The organism is Streptomyces sp. AM 2-1-1, from assembly GCF_029167645.1.
Classification (GTDB): Bacteria; Actinomycetota; Actinomycetes; order Streptomycetales; family Streptomycetaceae; genus Streptomyces.
The window spans coordinates 5178798-5195676 of the sequence record NZ_CP119147.1; the positions used below are offsets into that span (position 1 = coordinate 5178798).

Consider the following 16879-nt stretch of genomic DNA (forward strand, 5'->3'; position numbering starts at 1 on the left):
GGGCGATCGTGGCAGCCGAGCGGCGGCAGACGCGCCGGAGTGCCTCCCCCCGCGCCTGCCGCGAAGGTGCCGCGTGCGCCCGCGCCGCCAGCCTGGGGCATCGCCCGGATTGGGCTCGGCGGCCCCGAATCGGTGCACTGCGGCGACTGCTGGGCCGAGGCGGCGAGATGCGCCCGCTCTCCCGGTAAGACACAGCTCGGGATACCGGCGTGCGAGGTATGCCGGCCAGAGCGGGTCCCCTTCCGGCGTCACTGACCCGTCCCGGTCGCCGCAGGTTTTTCGCGCCCCGCAGCTCGATGCCGGCTCCTCGAGGCGAGGAGCGCGATGCCGCAGGATCCTGTTACTTCTCGCGCATCTTCGCAGGACAGGAGTGCAGGTCCGACATGACGAATCGCCCCCGCCCGGCGCGAGGCCGTACGGGGGCGTGGTGGTCAGTCGCGGAGCAGATGTCGCCGGTTCGAAGCCGTCCGTGCCCACCAGCGCGAAGGCCCTCAACCGATCCTGGTTGAGGGCCTTCGGCATCCACTTCTGATATCAGCGGCCGCACCACCCTCACTCTGATTCGCCGCCAGTAGGCCCGAACCGCGCGAAATGTGAGGAGTGCGTACGGTTCAGCTACCGCTGGCCTGTCCTCTTCCGCGCAGACGCGACAGCGTCTTGCTCACCATTTCCGCAGCTACTGCTGGATCCTCGTGTTCCCACACTCTGATTACTGTCCAGTCGGCCGCACGCAAGAGCTCATTGGTGTGAGCGTCACGAGCTTGATTTTCTTCGATTTTCGCAGCCCAAGTCGCTGCGTTCGTCTTGGCCGGGCGCAGATGTAGGGGGCATCCATGCCAAAAGCAACCATCTACGAAGACCGCCAGCTTATCTCTGGGAAAAACCACGTCTGCCCGCCGACGTATGCCCTGGAGTGGGCTAGCATCCACGCGGTATCGCAGGCCTTTAGCATGGAGCAGGGAACGCAGGGCGAGTTCCGGCTTTGTATCCTTACTGCGATTCGCACGCATGACGGCGCGGACCTCGCGGGAGGATGCTCGGGACTCGGGGGGCAAGGGCTCCTCGGTGAGTAGGCCTCGGTCCCAGGCGCGTTGCCAGGCCACGCGTAGGTTTGCCTGGCGGGTGCTTCCAGATACTTCGCCCAGATAGATCTCAGGCGACTTGCCCGCGTCGGACCAACGGAGAACGGCGCGAATCCTTCTGGTTCTTTTGTAGAGTCTCAGCGATACCGAAGCCCTGGCAAATTGACCATCCCCCAAGGCGACCATGCGTCGGTGTCGGCCTCCGGCCGCCCGGTCTTGCTCGGTTACGGGTGAAACGCCCTTGAGGTGCTTGTATGCGCGCTCAGTGGGGAGTTTCTCATTCCAACCGCTGCAGTGCTTCTCCACTTTTCTATCAGTGTCCCGCGCTTTGAAGCCCGTCTGCGACGGCCTTCGCGAAAAATTCGCCGAGAGTCACAGGTACGGCGTTTCCCAATTGGCGCATTTTTTCCCCACGCGGCCCGGCGCCGTGCCACTCGTCCGGGAACGTCATCACGCGAGCTGTCTCACGCACCGTCATATACCGGTGCTTGTAGCGCCAACCGCCGGTCGCACCGGAGTCCGGTTCCCGTTCGTCAAGTAGCATCACCGACTCCCCGCCGGGTACGCCGTGAACTCCCGCCTTGACCGTCTTCGCGGGGCGATCGAGCTCGTTGGGCGTGTGCCCCTTGTAGATGCGAGCATCCGGCCAGCCGATGTGATCGGCAATGCCCAGGTGACTTGCTTGCTCAGTCTTACGATCGAGCTTTGTGAGGTCGACAGGAGGAAGAGCGGGCAGCGTTTCCCCGGTTCCGTGTCCCTGGATGGCATCGCGAAGTGTTCGCCAAGGGGCGCAGTCATCCTCCTCGATGACGGGCGGAAGGTTGGCTTGGACGCGCTCTCGAACGACATCCGGCACATACGAGTGGCGACGCCAGTATTCGCTGTCGTCGTCTTTCAACGACCGAAAGAGGGCGGCGGCGGAGTATTGAGGTGTATTGACGTATTTTTCGAAGGCGTCGACGTCGACGCCTAGATCCGCTCGGAATCCAATCAGTACGACCCTGTGACGAATTTGAGGGACGCCGTAGTTGGCTGCATTAACGGAAACTTGGACCACTCGATAACGCTGGTCGTCTCCATCGTTTTCCGGTCGTTGCTTGAGGAGGCGTTCGAGTTGGGCGTTGTGAATTTGCCACTCATCGCTGTCGTCTCGCTCAACGAATGGAAGTTGCAACTCTCGCTGGATGTACTGGAAGTATTCACGAAAGGACGGACGTAGCAAGCCACGTACATTTTCGCAGATGATGGCTTTGGGCTGCATCTCGCGTACGGCTTTGAACATGGCGGGGAACATGTTCCGTTTGTCCTCGTCCCCCTTGGCGACGCCTCCGGCACTGAACGGCTGACACGGCGGGCCCCCGGCGAGGACGTCCACCTGCCCACGAAGCGCGCTGAGGTCCAAGTCGCGCACATCACCCGCGTACAGCGGTGTCGGCTCGCCAGGAGCCGGAGCGGAGGGCTTCCTGTCCTCCGTGCGTACGACGCCGTCGACACCGAGCGTCCTCGTCGCACTGGCTTCGAGCGTCTCGCAAGCGCGAGGGTTGAACTCATTGAAGAGGAGCGGGCGAAAGCCGGCCTGGTGGACTGCCATGGCTAGACCGCCACCACCCGCGAACAGCTCGACGCTCGTGCGGCTACGTGTGACGTCTTTTCGCTGCTCAACCATAGCGGAAGCATACCGCGGAGGAGAAAATCTTGAAACGACTTTGCCTGAACCGGGGGGCTTGTGATCATGGAGGGGCGTACGGTTCGGCTGGTCAAGCGGCCGTATGAGAGGTGGGACACGGATGGCGCAGCAATCCAAGCCGGATGGCGGGGGTTCGCACCGCGCGGACTTCAGACTGAGCATTACACGGGCCTTGAAGGATCAACTCGCCCAGGCCCTGGAGGAACTGGATCCCGCCCCCCTCTCGGCGGGAGCCCTTGAGGAGCTTGAGCGCCGTGGGGGCATCTACCAACTGCATCACGGTGAGCGGTTCGTCTACGTGGGCAAGGCCGACAAGAACCTTCCGCAGCGCATAGGGAAGCACCTTCGGAAGATTTCCGGGCGGAGAAATATCTCCATTGGAGAGATGCGATTCGTCTGCTTGTATGTTGATGAGGATTTTCCCGCAGTGGCTCCAGAAAAGCTATTGATCGCGAAATATCGCGAACAAGGAGAAATTCCTTGGAACACTAATGGGTTCGGTAATAATGACCCCGGGCGTCGGCGGGACGACACCGTGATCAAGGTGAATCACTTTGATGTCAAGCATCCGATAGACCTGGATCGAATTATTCCTGGCGTGAAGACGGGCAACATGCCCCTGCGTCAATTGCTTGCGGATGTCAAGAAGTCGCTGCCATACAATTTCCGCTATGCGATCAAGGTTCTAGGCCCCATGGGCGACAGAGAAGTCAGCGTTCCAGACGTTGATCTCAGTGCTGGAGATCTCTTCTCTATCATCGGTGGCACCATTACCGATGAGTGGCAGATCGCAGTGTTGCACGGCTACGCGATCATGTATCCGGAAGGGCAGCGCGACTATCCCAGTGCTTGGCGGTATTATCGCAATGGTTCTGTTGTCGATGTTGAACCCGAAATCGACCTGGAACGGGCCGAGATCGTCGAAGAATTCGACACGGAGGACGAAAGTTAGATCTCGCAATTGGGTCTTCTGTCATCCGTGGTCAGCGCGGTGATCGGCCGATCGTAAGGGGGTGGAGCATGCCCCGCTGCCCAGGGCGCCCTCAGGCCGAGAGCGCTTCTCCGGCGCCGTGAGGTCGAACTCTCGCCCTCAGGGGAAATGCCGCGGTCGGCCGCCACAAACCCCTCCGTCGATCCGCCCGGCCTGCGCACCCCCTGCGCCCCACCAGTGAGCGGGCGCGCCTCTGCCGGGGCATGTGCGCCTGCCGTCGGGACAGTTGCCTCGGGCACCGTGGGAGACGCGGGGAGCCTGGTCGTGGCGCGGGGGAAGCGCGCCGGTGAGCGGGGCGACGGTGATCGCGGGGCGAGGGAGGGGTGGGACGGATGGCGCGGACCAGATGCGGGGCGCTGACGCAGCGCAGGACCCGATGCGCGAGAGAGGCGATGACGGGGACCTCGCGGTGTCATCTGCACCAGGGTGCCTGGTCGCCGTACGAAGTGGCGCGGCGTAAGCAGGCGGAGGCGAGGGCGGCGCTGCGGAGGCTGCGCAAGCAGGGATAGCGGGCCGTGCGAAGGGGGAGGGCCGGGGCGTGGGGGAACGTCCCGGCTCGCACGGGCCGTCTCGGCTGAATCGGCCGTCTAGGCCGTCTCGGTCGACTCGGCGGACGAAGCGGACGCGGCCGACCCGGTGGGCCCGGTGAAGGGCCCGGCGCCGCTGAAGGGGTCCCGCCCGGGGTGCGGGACGCTCTTCAGTGGCGGTCGCTGCTGCCCTCGCGTGTGGCGCAGGCGCGGGCGTCGGGGCAGGCGCGCGGGAACCACCAGTAGGGCGCGCCGAAGGCGGGTTGGTGGCGCTGCTCTCCGAGGTTGAGGGCGGTGCCCGTGGACAGGGGCGCCGCGCACCAGACGCACGACCAGCCCCGCTGCTGTTGTTCGGTCAGTTCGGATACTGGCGGCAGGTTCCTCACAGTCATGGCATCCCCGTGTCGTCATGGATCGTGTGGTCATGCATCAGGTGTCGTCAGCATGACGGGCGCCGGGGGACGGAACGCTCACAGATCCGTGAGCGCTCTCACACGGGCGGTGACGGGGACGTCGGCGGCTCAGAGGCCGATCCAGGTGGCCATGTGGCCGAGCGAGTCCGGGGTGCGGCGCGAGAGGTGCACCAGGCCTTTGATCGTCTCACGGGCCCCCGGATGGTAGCGGGTCTGCTCCGGAGCGGCGTGCCGGGCGTCGGCGAGGGAACCGAGCGCCGCCTCGGTGTGGCCGGTCTCCATCTCGCAGCGTGCCCGGTCGATGAGGAAGTGCGCCCGCCGCGAAGTGGCGAGGCCGGCCGGGAGCTTGATCCCCTGGGCCTGGGCCATGGCGTCGTCGTACTGACGCATCTCGATCGCCGCCGACATCCGGTGCATCGCCACGTTGGTCGGACCGAAGGAGAGCCAGTGGATCCGGGTCGCCTCACCCGTGTGTTCAGCACACCGGGTGGCTTCCGCGATGTGGGAGTCCACGAGCGTCTGCTGCTCCGCGCGGGCGGCGATGACCGAGGCGCCGAGGTGGAGTTGACCCCGTACGGCCACCGCCTCCCGGCTCTTCCCGGCGGCGGCCACGATCTCGTGGCCCGAGGTGATCAGCCGCTGCCCGATCCGGTACTCGCCCTCCCGGAAGTACACCAGCGCCCGCATGTACTGGCGGATCGCCGACAGGCACGGGTCGGAGGCCCGCCGGGCCGCCCAGTCCATCCGGTCCAGCGCCACGGCGGACAGGTCGTAGTAGCCGAGCTTCACGCTCACGTCGTGCGCCGTGCGGTACGTGGAGGCGAGGGCCCGCCACAGGTCGGAGGAGCCCGAACGCCAGGCGGCCGAGGTCAGTTCGGTGATGGTCGAGGGCAACGTACGGGCCGCGTTGCGCAGATGCGTGGCGCGCACCAGTACGCACAGGTGCTGGGCCGCCTCGATCAGCTGCTGGTGCGAGCGCTCCGGGACGGACTCGTCGGGGCCCAGGTCGTACAGGTCCAGTGCCTCGCGGATGGGCCTTATCAACTCGGTGAGCCGGTCCTGCTGGAGCTCGGTGACGTAGGGCTGGCCCGTCAGCACCGACACGTCGATCCGCAGCACCTGGGCCACCGCCGCCACGAAGTCGAGGTTCGCCGGTTTGGCACCGCACTCGACCTGGTTCAGCAGGCTGTACGAGTAGGGCAGTCGCGCTGCCAGTTGACGTTGGGTCAACCGGGCCAGCCTGCGCTGTTCCTTGATGCGGGTGCCGGTGTGCTCGCCGACCTGGCTGGGCATGCGTTCTCCGTTTCTGCGCGAGTCACCGGGAAGGTACCCGTGCCGACTGTGAGCGCGCGGGGCATCGGCGGCGATACCACTCGTTCCGGGGGCGGTTGCGTCCAGCGAGGAGTGCGGGGTGGTATGGCCTGCATGACGACTCTGTACGTGTTCTGTTCTGCTGCCCCCCCGGTGTTCGACGTATTACCCGTCGTGAAAGAGGCGCAGGCGCGTGGATGGGACGTCTGCCTGGGCCTCACTCCGACGGCCGCGCGGTGGCTCGCACCCCAACTGCCCGCACTGGAGGAGGCGACCGGATATCCGGTGCGATCCACATACAAGATGCCCGGAGATTCCGACGTGTGGCCTCCGGCGGATGTGATTCTCGTCGCGCCCGCCACGTTCAACACGCTCAACCAATGGGCGCTCGGCATCACTTCGAGCTTCGTCGTCGGGGTGGTCGCGGAGGGCACCGGCAAGGGCATACCGATGGTGACCATGCCCTGTGCAAACGCCGCCTACGTGCGGCATCCCCAGTTCGGACGCTCTCTGGAGACGCTGCGCGAGGCGGGCGTGACGGTGCTCTTCGGGCCCGGCGGATTCGAGCCCAACCCCCCCGGAGAGGGACGGCCCGAGGGCTTCCCGTGGGCCCGTGCGCTGGACGCCGTGGACTCGGTTGTCAGTTCGGCGCCGTAATCTGTACGCATGTCCACTTTTACTCCGGCGCCTGCTCCCGTGCGGTCACCTGACGCGGTGAACGCGGACATCCGCGCTCTGTGGCAGTGTTCGGGCGGAGGACTGTCGCCGGAGGCCGAAGAGACCTATCAGCGCCTGCTGGTCGAATGGGCGACCGCGGTGCACGTCGACATGGTGGAGGCGGCCTGACCGGCGGCGCCCCCGCCGTCCCGGTCCTGCCGCCTCCACGTCCGTCCCCCCTGCAAAGACCCCCGCGGACCGAGCGTCCGACCGAGGGATGTCCTCCCGGGCGGCCGTCACTCACCCGCAGGGCATCCGCAGGCCTCCCAGGAGTCCCCGGAGGTCACTCGCAGGCGACCCGTCGCCGTCGCGGTCCAGGTCGGAGCTGTACCCCGGCGCGCCCCGGTGGATCCGGGCGGCTTCGGCTGCGCGTACGGCGGAGCAGTTCGCACAGGTGGTCGTGGTGTTGTCGTCGGCCGCTGCGCGTACGGAGGGGACTCGGGGACGGGCGGCGGGAAGGACATCTGCGGAGTTCCCCGAGTGAGTGGAGGAGCCCGACCGTCACCAGGGGCGCCGAGGGGGCGGAGCCGTATCGTCCGGTGGTGGTGTACGCCTGGCCGCAGGGTGAACCGAGCGGTACGCAGCGTGCGGAAAGGGTGCCGCGCACCGTGCGACGGATGCGTGCGGTCGAGGCGCTCGCCCCGTTGCCGGGATGCGCCCGCGACGGGGGCGGGGCACCGTGGAGGCATGGCCGAACACCCGCCCGTGATCGTCTTTCCGCCGTCGTCGAACGGCGCGCGGAGAGTGACGGTGCACGGGCGGATCGTGGGTCTGGCCCACGGCCGGGGCGAGGTGGCCGCGCTGCTCCGGACCGCCGGACTCGTACCGGACGGGGAGGGAGCCGACCTCGACCAGCCCGACCTGATCGAGTGGCGCGGCGGCGACCTCGACACCTGGACGTGATCCTGCGGCGCCCGTGAGGTCCGCCGCCCGCGGGCCGGGGCCGATGTCAGTGGTGCGAGTCACACTGGAAGCATGTGCCGAAGCATCAAGACCCTGCGCCCGCCCGCCCTCCCCGAAGAGGCCTCCGAGGAGGACATGAGAGCCGCCGCCCTGCAGTTCGTGCGCAAGGTGTCCGGTTTCCGGGCTCCCGCCGCGCACAACCAGGAAGTGTTCGACCGAGCCGTGGAGGAGATCACGGCCGCCACGCAACGGCTCCTCGACGGACTGGAGGTGCGCGGCGCCGCCTCGGCCACGCACGGCTGAGCAAGGTGTACGAGCGAGGCGGGAGAAGAGGGCCCGCGAGGGGGGAGAGGAGGGCTCAGGGGGCCGGGGTGAGGGCGGCCGGAGCCGGCGTGGCCGAGGCGGCCGCTTCCGCGAGCGCCTGCTGCGCTGCCGCCGCCGGGCGGCGCATCACGATCGCCGCCAGACCACCCGCGACGAACAGGGCCAGGACGGAGACGGCCGTACCGAACCACGTCGCGCCCAGCCACTGGCCCCCGAAGTACCCCAGTCCGACGCTGTAGCCGGCCCAGGCGACCCCCGCCACGGCCGACCAGGGGAGGAACTCCTTGACCTTGCGGTGCGCCGCCCCCGCGCCGAGGGAGACCACGGAGCGGCCCGCCGGGGCGAACCGGGCGATCACGACGAGCGCGCCGCCACCCCGTGCGAGCGCCGCGCCGAGGCGTTCCTGGGCCGAGGTGAGGCGGCGGGAGCGGGCGATGGCGCGGTCCAGCCTCTCGCCGCCGCGCCACGCGAGGCGGTACGCGACGAGGTCGCCGAGGACCGAGGCGGCCGCCGCGCTCAGCGCGAGGAAGAGCAGGGAGGGCACCGCGTGGGTCGCCCCGCCCGGTGCGCCGGCGACCGTGGTCGAGCCGGCCGCGGCGGCGGTGGCCGCCGTGATGACGAGGACCCCGCTCGGGAGGATGGGGAGGAACACGTCCAGCAGCACCGAGAGGCCCACCACGAGGTAGACCCATGGGCTGCTCGTCAGTGCACCCACACTCTCCAGCACGTCCTACTCCCCGGTTCGTATCAACGCCGCGACGTCGCAGGGGAGCGGCAGGAGCGGCAGGGCCAGCTGTACAGCGTACGCCTGCGACTCACCTGTAGGCCGTCCGGGGAGGGCGGTGTTGTGCACCTCACGAGCGTCACCGGGGAGAGCCGGGGCAGAGCAGGGGCCGGGGAGGGGGCTCGGGGAGGTCGGAACCGGAGCGACGGCGATGCGCCCACCCGCGCCTCCGCGTGTCCGCGCACCCCCCACCTTCGCGTGTCCGCGCACCCTGCGGTTCCGCACCGGAGCCGCGGTCCCGGGCCCGCTCCCGCCCACGTCGGCCGCGGAGCCGGGCGGCGGGGAGAGGGTCCCGCCGGGAGGGAGGAGGATCGTCACTCCTCGCTCAGCGAGCGTTCCATGACGGTCTCCAGCCGGACTCCGCCCGGCGCATCGGGAGCCCTCCTCGCCTGCACCAGGTCCAGCCGTGCGTTCCGGCCCCGCAGGGTGAGCGTCATCAGCTGGTTCCCGAACCAGGGACCTCCCGTCTTCCGCCAGCGCACCGGGGACTCGGCCGAGCGCCCGTGGCGGGCCAGCAACGCGCCCAGCACCTTGCCGGCCCGGCTCCAGCCGAACCGGAAGCCCACCCTCATCAGGGTGGGGACCGAGTTGTGCACCGGCGAGCACGTGAGCTGGAACACCCGGGCCCGCGGATCGCCTCCCGCCCACCGGGGCTCGGCGACGTACGCGTGGTGGACGTCGCCGGAGAGCACGCAGACGGTCGCCGGGGCGTCCGGGCCGTCACCCGCCTCCCGCACCAGCTCCGTCAGCTCCCGGAACGAATCGGGGAACGCCGCCCAGTGCTCCAGGTCGGCCGCGCGGCGGAGCCACTCGCCGAAGCGGGCCCAGCGGCCGTCCGGTCCGCCCCGCACGCCCCGGCAGAGCGCCGCGTCCCACGCCTCCGCGTCATGGACCAGCGGCGGGAGCAGCCACGGCAGGGAGGTCCCGATCAGCAGGTGGTCGTACGAACCGGGGGCGTCCAGCACCGCCTCGCGCACCCAGCGCGCCTCCCCGGGGTCGAGCATCGCTCGTTCCTGCTCGCCGAGCACCCGGGCGGCACGGCTGTCCACCACGAGGACGCGCACCCGGCCGAAGTCCCGCCGGTAGCTCCAGCGCACCCCGGCGGGGTCCGCGTCGGCGGTGGCCGCGAACCGGCGCAGCACCTCGGTGCCGTCCGGGACGGAACGTATCCGCGCGTACAGGGGATCGGCCTCCAGTTCGGCGGGGGAGAGGTTGCCCAGGTGCTGGTAGACCCAGTACGACATCAGGCCGCTGACGATCCGCTCGTGCCACCAGGAGGTCGCCCGCATGTCCGTCTGCCACGACTCGCTGGTGTTCCAGTCGTCGATGACGTCGTGGTCGTCGAAGATCATGCAGCTCGGGACGGTGGAGAGCAGCCAGCGCACCTCGGGGTCCTGCCAGGACTCGTCGTAGAGGTGGGTGTACTCCTCGTAGTCGGCGACCTCCGCCCCGGGTGCCTCCCGCGGGTCACGCCGCTCGGCGATCAGCTGCCGGGTGGCCTCGGAGGTCTCGTCCGCGTAGATCTGGTCGCCGATGAGCAGCAGGACGTCCGGGCGTACGGCGTCGGGGTCGGCCGCCAGCCGGGCGGCGAGGGCGTCGAGCGCGTCCGGACCGACGGGGTCGTCGCCGGGCGGCCGGAGCGGTGAGCCGGGCGTGAAGGGACCTCCGCCGCCGGGCGGGGCCGCCCAGCGGCACGAGCCGAAGGCGACGCGCAGCGGGTCCCGCGAGCCCTCCTCGGCGGGGACCGGGGTGGTGATCGTGCTGGGCGGGAACGGGGAGTCGGCCGGCGGCCACACGCGGTCGTCGCCGATCAGCACCTCGTACGGGGTCGTCGTGCCCGGTGTCAGCCCGGAGACGACCACCAGGGCGTAGTGGTGGCCCGTGACGGCGAAGGTCGGCGCACTCCCGGACGCCCCGTCCTCGCAGCGCACCGTGACGGTGCACGGCCGCTGGGTCTCGACCCAGACCGTCGCGGTGGTCCCGGACGAGTGGTCCACGAACCGCAACAGCGGTCCCAGGCGCAGCCCGGCCATAGGTGCCCTCCTTCGCTCCGTGATCGACATTCCTCTCCGTACCGTACGGAACGAGGGCGCCGCAGGGAACGGCGACGCCGGCGCGGGAGGGCCGGCGTCAGGTGGAGCGGGCGGGTGCGGGCCGGCCCGGGTGCGGCCCGCACCCGGGGATCAGCAGCCGTTGAGGGTGGTCGTCAGCGCGGTCTTCTCGGCGGAGTCGATGGTCAGCTTGTAGTAGTACTTCACCTGCACCCAGGCCCGCACGTAGGTGCAGAGGTACGCGGTGCGGGAGGGCAGCCACGCGGCCGGGTCCTTGTCGCCCTTGGACTGGTTGACGTTGTCCGTCACGGCGATCAATTGAGGGCGCGTCAGGTCGTTGGCGAAAGCCTGGCGTTGGGCGGTCGTCCAGCCGCTGGCCCCCGAACGCCAGGCCTCCGCCAGCGGGACCATGTGGTCGATGTCCAGATCCGCGGCGGCGGTCCACGTCGCCCCGTCGTACTGCGAGTACCAACTGCCGCTCGTGGTCGCACAGCTGGAGTCCTGCAAGACGCCGGACCCGTCGCGCTTCAGGACGGTCTCACGGGTGTTGCAGGCGCCGGACTGGGTGATCCAGTGGGGGAACAGGTCGCGGCTGTAACCGCTCGTGGAACCGGCTGCGGCCACCGTCAGCTGGCCGAGGTAGGTACGGGCGGTGGCCGCGCTGACCGGGGTGGGCATCGCAGCCTGCGCGGCCGGCGCGGTGAGGAGTCCGGTGGTCGCGGCTAGGGCGGCGGAGGCGAGGACGACGGCTATGCGACGCGCGTAGAACTTCGACATGCGAACTCCCTGGATGTGGGGGGTGTCGGCCGGGTGACTGGAGGCGGAGCCCGGCCATCGTCGCGGTGCCAGATTGCTGGGGGATGGGCACCAGGTAACAGCGTGACGACATGAGCACGTCACATCAAGGGGTCGAACGGGGTGCTCTGACGTTCGATCAGGCACGCGTGGGGGTGAGCGGGCGGGGGAGTCGGTGCGGAGGGTCTCCGCGTGGGCCGCCCGGACACGCGAAAGCCCGCCGGGGCCATGGGCCTTCGGCGGGCTGACGGTGGGTCGGTGGTGGGCGGGTCCGCGGTGGGCGGGGCGGCGCCCGGTGGGTCAGTGGGCCTCGCGGATGTGCAGCTCCAACGAGCCGTCGGGCAGCGCCTCCACGCGGACCTGGGTCAGGTCGTCGACGTGGACGTCGGGGGAGAGGGCGGCCGCGCGCGGACCCACGCCCACGACCCGCATGCCGGCTGCCCGCCCGGCGGCGATCCCCGCTTCGGAGTCCTCGAACACGACGCAGTCGGCCGGGGCGAAACCGAGCTCGGCCGCGCCCTTGAGGAAGCCTTCCGGGTCCGGCTTGCTGGCGCCGACGCTCTCGGCGGTGACGCGGACCTCCGGCATCGGCAGTGCGGCCGCCGCCATCCTGGTTCCGGCGAGAGCCGCGTCCGCCGAGGTCACCAGGGCGTGCGGAAGGTCCGCGAGCGCGGCCATGAACGCGGGGGCGCCGCCGATCGGCACGACGCCGTCGGTGTCGGCGGTCTCCTCGGCCAGCATCACGCGGTTGTCCGCGTGGTTCTCCTCCATGGGGCGGTCCGGGAGGAGGATCGCCATCGTGGCGTACCCCTGCCGTCCGTGCACCACCCGGAGGGCCGCCACCGGGTCGAGCCCGTGCTCCACGGCCCAGCGGCGCCAGCACCGTTCGACGACCGCGTCGGAATTGACGAGGGTGCCGTCCATGTCGAGGAGGACAGCGTGGGCTGCGAGGACGGTGGCCGGCATGAGCGGACTCCAGGGCACGAGCGTGCGTAGGGGACGCGTGCGCCACGGGCGCGAAGGACGTGCGGCGCACGAAGAACAAGAGCAGCCTCGCCCGCCGGTCAGGGAATGCGGGCGAAGCCACTTTGTTTCATCACGATACAAAATCCCGCCCGAGAACGCCAATCTTCCGGACCGGGCGGACGCCGTATCCCGGAACGGCGGGCGCCCGGCCTCGCGCGGACGCCCCGGACCCGCCGTCCCCGCACGCGGCGCGGCCCGGGCGGCGGTCAGTGCCTGCTCTCCCCGGTCGTCTCCGCCTCCAGCGCACTGCGGGTCTGCGGCCCGTACACGCCCGAGGGGTCGCCCTGGATGCCGCGGAACGCCTGGTACGCCGACACGGCGAACTGGACCCGGTCGGTGTAGTTGGAGTCGGCCGGGCCGTAGAAGATCCGGACCTCCCGCAGGCGGGTCTGGAGCTCGGCCACCTCCGGGCCGTAGTCGCCGCGCTGCAGGGAGGCGACGGCCGGCGGCGCGGTCGTGGCGGGAGGAGCGACCGCGACCGGCGGGGCGGACGTCGGATTGCTCGGGGTGGGCGACTCGGGGGCGGCGGTCGCGGTGGCCGTCGCGGTCGCTTCTGCCGACGGGGACTCCGAGGCCGACGCCGAGGCGGAGGCGGACGGGGAAGCCGAGGTCGCGGAGGCGGAAGGCGCCGCCGAGGCGGACCCGGACACGGACGGGGCCACCGGGGCGTCCGTCGGTTCGGCGGTCGCGTCCGGAACGCTCGTCGTGGCCTCGGGCAGGCTCTCCTGCCGGGCGGCCTCGTCCCCGTCGAAGACGCCGCCGAGGACCGAGGCGGTCCCGACCATCGCGGCGACGGCCACCGCCACCCCCAACGCGACGAACGGGCGTCGCCGGCGGGGCTGCACGGGGTCGGCCCGTCGGGCCCCGGTCGCGGACCCGGCCCCGGCGCCGGTCGCGGCCCCGGTGAAGGACCCTGCTGCTCCGTTCGACCGCTCGGCGCCGGTCAGGGACGCCTCCGGAGGCATCGGACCGGCGTGACCCCCCGGGCCAGGACCGGGCGGTCCCGGGGGCACGGTGGGCAGCCGCATCGTCGCGTCGGCGGCGACCGGGTCTTCCGGGCCCTCGCCGCTCCGGGGTCCTCCCGCGCGCTCGGGTCCTTCCGGGCGCTCACCGCCACCCCGGCCCTCCGCGACGGGCGCTGCGGCAGCGGAGTCCGGAGCGCCGCCCTGTGAGGGAGCGACGCCCTGTGCGGGAGCGACGCCCTGTGCGGGAGCGCCGCCCTGTGCGGGAGCGACGCCCCCACCGGCTCCGGCCGTCCCGACGGCCCCGGCCCCACCCGTCCCGGGCGCGCCGGTCCCGGCGCCGCCCTCGGCCCTCGTTCCCCGCTCCCCCTCAGGCTCCCGGGCGTTCGGCAGCGTCACGTACGGCCTGATGCGCAGCGGGTCGAAGTCCTCGGCCGCCGCTATCGCGTCGGCCTTCCCGGCGCCGCGCCCCGCGGGGTCGTGGCCCCTCGTCGCCGGGCCTCCGGCGGCGCATCGGCACGCGGGCCCGGCGGCCGGCGCTCTGCCGTCGCGCGGGCCGCCGCAGTTCGGGCACGTCTGTCCCGTCATCGTGGGTCCCCTCCCCTTTGAAGTGCCTTGGATTATGCAGGTCGCCGCGCGCACGTTCGAAGCGGTGTCGCCGCTCGGCAGGCCATAAGCGGACAGAGAGGTAAGGATGGGGTGAATCCGGAGAGCCGAGGAGACGCGCATGGCCCAGCAGTCGAGTCCGCCGCTCGCACCCGGGGAAGGGCGGTCCACCCGGACGATCCTGGTGGCCATCGGCGCGCTGCTGCTCGGCATGCTGCTCGCCGCACTCGATCAGACGATCGTCTCCACGGCCCTCCCCACCATCGTCAGCGACCTAGGGGGCCTGGACCACCTCTCCTGGGTGGTCACCGCCTACATGCTGGCGGCGACGGCGGCCACTCCGCTCTGGGGCAAGCTCGGCGACCAGTACGGACGCAAGAGGCTCTTCCAGACCGCCATCGTCATCTTCCTGGTCGGCTCCGCCCTCTGCGGCATCGCCCAGAACATGCCGCAGCTCATCGGCTTCCGGGCTCTCCAGGGACTCGGCGGCGGCGGCCTGATGGTGCTCTCGATGGCCATCGTCGGCGACATCGTGCCACCCCGGGAGCGCGGCAAGTACCAGGGTCTCTTCGGGGCCGTCTTCGGCGTGACCAGCGTGCTCGGCCCGCTGCTGGGCGGCCTCTTCACCGAGCACCTGTCCTGGCGCTGGGTCTTCTACATCAACCTCCCGATCGGCGTCGTCGCGTTGGTCGTCATCGCCGCGGTGCTGCACATCCCGGTCAGGCGGACCAAGCACACCATCGACTACCTCGGCACGTTCCTCATCGCCGCCGTCGCGACCTGCCTGGTCCTGGTGGCCTCCCTGGGCGGTACGACCTGGGGCTGGGGCTCCGCGCAGATCATCGGGCTCGCCGTCCTCGCCGCGGTGCTGCTCGTCGCCTTCGTGACGGTCGAACGGCGGGCGGCCGAACCCGTGCTCCCGCTGAAGCTCTTCCGGATCCGGACCTTCAGCCTCGTCGCCCTCATCAGCTTCGTCATCGGCTTCGCGATGTTCGGGGCGATGACCTACCTGCCGACGTTCCTCCAGGTCGTGCAGGGTGTCACCCCGACCATGTCCGGGGTGCACATGCTGCCGATGGTGTTCGGGCTGCTGCTCACGTCGACCGGATCCGGGCAGATCGTCAGCCGTACCGGTCGCTGGAAGGTGTTCCCCCTCCTCGGGACGGCCATCACCGCGATCGGGCTGCTGCTCCTGCACCGGCTCGACGTCAACAGCTCGACCTGGGAGATGAGCGCCTACTTCTTCGTCTTCGGCGCCGGACTCGGGCTCGTGATGCAGGTCCTGGTGCTGGTCGTGCAGAACGCGGTGCCCTACGAGGACCTGGGCGTCGCCACCTCGGGGGCCACGTTCTTCCGGTCCATCGGCGCGTCCTTCGGGGTCGCGATCTTCGGCACCATCTTCACCAGTCTCCTCAACGACCGGCTGGCGGACGCGCTCAGCGGGCGGGCGCTGCCCCCCGGCGTCGACGCCGGGAAGCTGGCCGCCGACCCGCGCGCGATCGGACGGCTCCCCGCCGACCTGCGGTCCTCGGTCCTCGACGCGTACGCGACCTCGATCACCGACGTCTTCCTCTACGCGGCCCCGGTCGTGCTGATCGCCTTCGTCGTCGCGTGGTTCCTCCGGGAGGACAAGCTGCGCGGCTCGGTGACCGCGCCGGACTCCACCGAGACCCTGGCCTCCAACCCGGTCCAGCGCTCCTCCTACGACGAGTGCGCCCGGGCCCTCTCCGTCCTCGCCACCCGTGAGGGGCGGCGCGAGGTCTACGAGCGGATCACCGCGCGGGCCGGCTTCGACCTGCAGCCCGCCGCCAGCTGGCTGCTGCTGCGGATCAAGCGCCACGGGACGGTCGAGCCCGCACGGCTCGCGGACACCACCCCGCTGCCGCTGCGGATCATCACCGACGCCGCCCGCCAGCTGGAGGAACGCGGGCTCGCCCGCCGGGACGGTGTGCAGATGGTGCTGACCGAGCCGGGGGCGGAGGCGGTCGTACGGCTCTCCCGGGCCCGCGAGGACTCGCTCGCCGAGATGCTGGGCGACTGGTGGGGGCCGGAGCGTCCGACCGATCTCGTCGCCCTGGTCTCCGAGCTGACCGCCGAGGTCAGCGGCTCCAGCCGGGAGCGGCCGCACCTGCCCCAGGTGCCCCGGGACCACGCGGCCGAACCGCGCCACCCCCACCCCGGTCCGCCCGGTCCCTGACGGCCGCCGCCGTGCCCGGGGTCACAGCTCCTTGGCGAACCAGTGGTCGCGGTACGGGCCCTCGTTGAACGCCGGGACCTCCCGGAAGCCGTGCTTCGCGTACAGACCCCGCGCCTCCACCAGATCACTGCGGGTGTCGAGCCGGATCACCCGCATCCCGGCCTCGCGCGCCACACCCTCCGCCGCCGCCAGCAGCAGCGCACCCCCGCCGGTGCGGCGGAAGGCCGGGCGCACATAGACCCGGGTCAGCTCCGCGGTGGCCGTCGCCGGGTCGAGGAACACTCCGGCGCAGCTCGCGGCCGCCCCGTCGCAACGGCCCACCACCAGGTGGCCGGTGGGCGGGGCGAGCCGGTCGGCGCCGTCGTCGGTGAGCCCTTCGTCGATCTCCGCCCCGGTCGCCGGCCGCTTCCAGTAGCGGCCGGCGACCTCGCCGTAGTAGTCGCGCAGCAACTGTGCGGCGTCCGGCGTGTCGAATCGTTCGGGGGTCACGGTCCAGGTCATGC

General features: G+C 70.5%; 16 protein-coding genes and 1 pseudogene. 6 read left to right on the forward strand and 11 right to left on the reverse strand.

The window, feature by feature from the left end:
• Positions 1-611: 611 nt before the first annotated feature.
• Both PZB77_RS22635 and PZB77_RS22640 read right to left on the reverse strand, forming a co-directional pair.
• Complete coding sequence (locus tag PZB77_RS22635) at positions 612-1268, reverse strand: very short patch repair endonuclease (RefSeq protein ID WP_275494449.1); 657 nt, start codon at positions 1266-1268, stop codon at positions 612-614.
• Between the two features lie 127 nt (positions 1269-1395).
• Entirely contained in the window at positions 1396-2748 is a 1353-nt protein-coding gene (locus tag PZB77_RS22640) for a DNA cytosine methyltransferase (RefSeq protein ID WP_275494450.1), read from the reverse strand.
• A 121-nt stretch (positions 2749-2869) separates the two neighbouring features.
• On the opposite strand from PZB77_RS22640, the gene PZB77_RS22645 reads away from it, so the two are divergent.
• Positions 2870-3721: a GIY-YIG nuclease family protein gene (locus tag PZB77_RS22645; protein ID WP_275494451.1), complete on the forward strand. Its 852-nt coding sequence runs from the start codon at positions 2870-2872 to the stop codon at positions 3719-3721.
• Positions 3722-4457: 736 nt separating this feature from the next.
• On the opposite strand, the gene PZB77_RS22650 is transcribed toward PZB77_RS22645, so the two are convergent.
• Entirely contained in the window at positions 4458-4679 is a 222-nt protein-coding gene (locus tag PZB77_RS22650) for a hypothetical protein (protein WP_275494452.1), read from the reverse strand.
• Between the two features lie 129 nt (positions 4680-4808).
• Complete coding sequence (locus tag PZB77_RS22655; protein WP_275494453.1) at positions 4809-5993, reverse strand: helix-turn-helix transcriptional regulator; 1185 nt, start codon at positions 5991-5993, stop codon at positions 4809-4811.
• 132 nt (positions 5994-6125) lie between these two features.
• On the opposite strand from PZB77_RS22655, the gene PZB77_RS22660 reads away from it, so the two are divergent.
• Together PZB77_RS22660 and PZB77_RS22665 are read left to right on the forward strand one after the other, a co-directional pair.
• On the forward strand, positions 6126-6668 hold the full coding sequence (locus PZB77_RS22660) for a flavoprotein (RefSeq protein ID WP_275494454.1): 543 nt from the start codon (positions 6126-6128) through the stop codon (positions 6666-6668).
• A gap of 9 nt (positions 6669-6677) precedes the next feature.
• Positions 6678-6857, forward strand: coding sequence for a hypothetical protein (locus PZB77_RS22665; RefSeq protein WP_275494455.1), 180 nt, complete (start codon positions 6678-6680; stop codon positions 6855-6857).
• Positions 6858-6968: 111 nt separating this feature from the next.
• Here the strand turns inward: PZB77_RS22665 and PZB77_RS22670 are convergent.
• A pseudogene (locus PZB77_RS22670) lies at positions 6969-7118 on the reverse strand (excalibur calcium-binding domain-containing protein); the annotation flags it as partial.
• 297 nt (positions 7119-7415) lie between these two features.
• Here PZB77_RS22670 and PZB77_RS22675 point away from each other — a divergent pair.
• Together PZB77_RS22675 and PZB77_RS22680 are read left to right on the forward strand one after the other, a co-directional pair.
• On the forward strand, positions 7416-7631 hold the full coding sequence (locus tag PZB77_RS22675; RefSeq protein ID WP_275494456.1) for a hypothetical protein: 216 nt from the start codon (positions 7416-7418) through the stop codon (positions 7629-7631).
• 72 nt (positions 7632-7703) lie between these two features.
• The gene (locus PZB77_RS22680) at positions 7704-7934 is read left to right on the forward strand and encodes a DUF2277 domain-containing protein (RefSeq protein WP_275494457.1); all 231 of its coding nucleotides are present in this window, start codon (positions 7704-7706) and stop codon (positions 7932-7934) included.
• 55 nt (positions 7935-7989) lie between these two features.
• Here the strand turns inward: PZB77_RS22680 and PZB77_RS22685 are convergent, their stop codons facing one another.
• From PZB77_RS22685 to PZB77_RS22705, 5 genes are all read right to left on the reverse strand, one after another.
• The gene (locus PZB77_RS22685) at positions 7990-8682 is read right to left on the reverse strand and encodes a VTT domain-containing protein (protein WP_275494458.1); all 693 of its coding nucleotides are present in this window, start codon (positions 8680-8682) and stop codon (positions 7990-7992) included.
• A gap of 371 nt (positions 8683-9053) precedes the next feature.
• Positions 9054-10772 (reverse strand): alkaline phosphatase D family protein, encoded by a 1719-nt coding sequence (locus tag PZB77_RS22690; protein WP_275494459.1) that lies wholly within the window; start codon positions 10770-10772, stop codon positions 9054-9056.
• Between the two features lie 150 nt (positions 10773-10922).
• Positions 10923-11567, reverse strand: a complete 645-nt coding sequence (locus tag PZB77_RS22695; RefSeq protein WP_275494460.1) for an HNH endonuclease family protein — start codon at positions 11565-11567, stop codon at positions 10923-10925.
• Positions 11568-11885: 318 nt separating this feature from the next.
• Positions 11886-12551, reverse strand: coding sequence for an HAD-IA family hydrolase (locus PZB77_RS22700; RefSeq protein ID WP_275494461.1), 666 nt, complete (start codon positions 12549-12551; stop codon positions 11886-11888).
• 266 nt (positions 12552-12817) lie between these two features.
• Positions 12818-13576 carry a peptidoglycan-binding domain-containing protein gene (locus tag PZB77_RS22705; RefSeq protein ID WP_275494462.1) on the reverse strand — a complete coding sequence of 253 codons (759 nt, stop codon included), beginning with the start codon at positions 13574-13576 and terminating at the stop codon, positions 12818-12820.
• A gap of 724 nt (positions 13577-14300) precedes the next feature.
• Between PZB77_RS22705 and PZB77_RS22710 the strand changes: the two genes are divergently transcribed.
• Positions 14301-16376, forward strand: coding sequence for an MFS transporter (locus PZB77_RS22710; protein WP_275494463.1), 2076 nt, complete (start codon positions 14301-14303; stop codon positions 16374-16376).
• A gap of 21 nt (positions 16377-16397) precedes the next feature.
• On the opposite strand, the gene PZB77_RS22715 is transcribed toward PZB77_RS22710, so the two are convergent.
• A complete protein-coding gene (locus PZB77_RS22715) occupies positions 16398-16877 on the reverse strand; it encodes a GNAT family N-acetyltransferase (RefSeq protein WP_275494464.1) in 480 nt (159 codons plus the stop codon).
• Positions 16878-16879 lie beyond the last annotated feature (2 nt).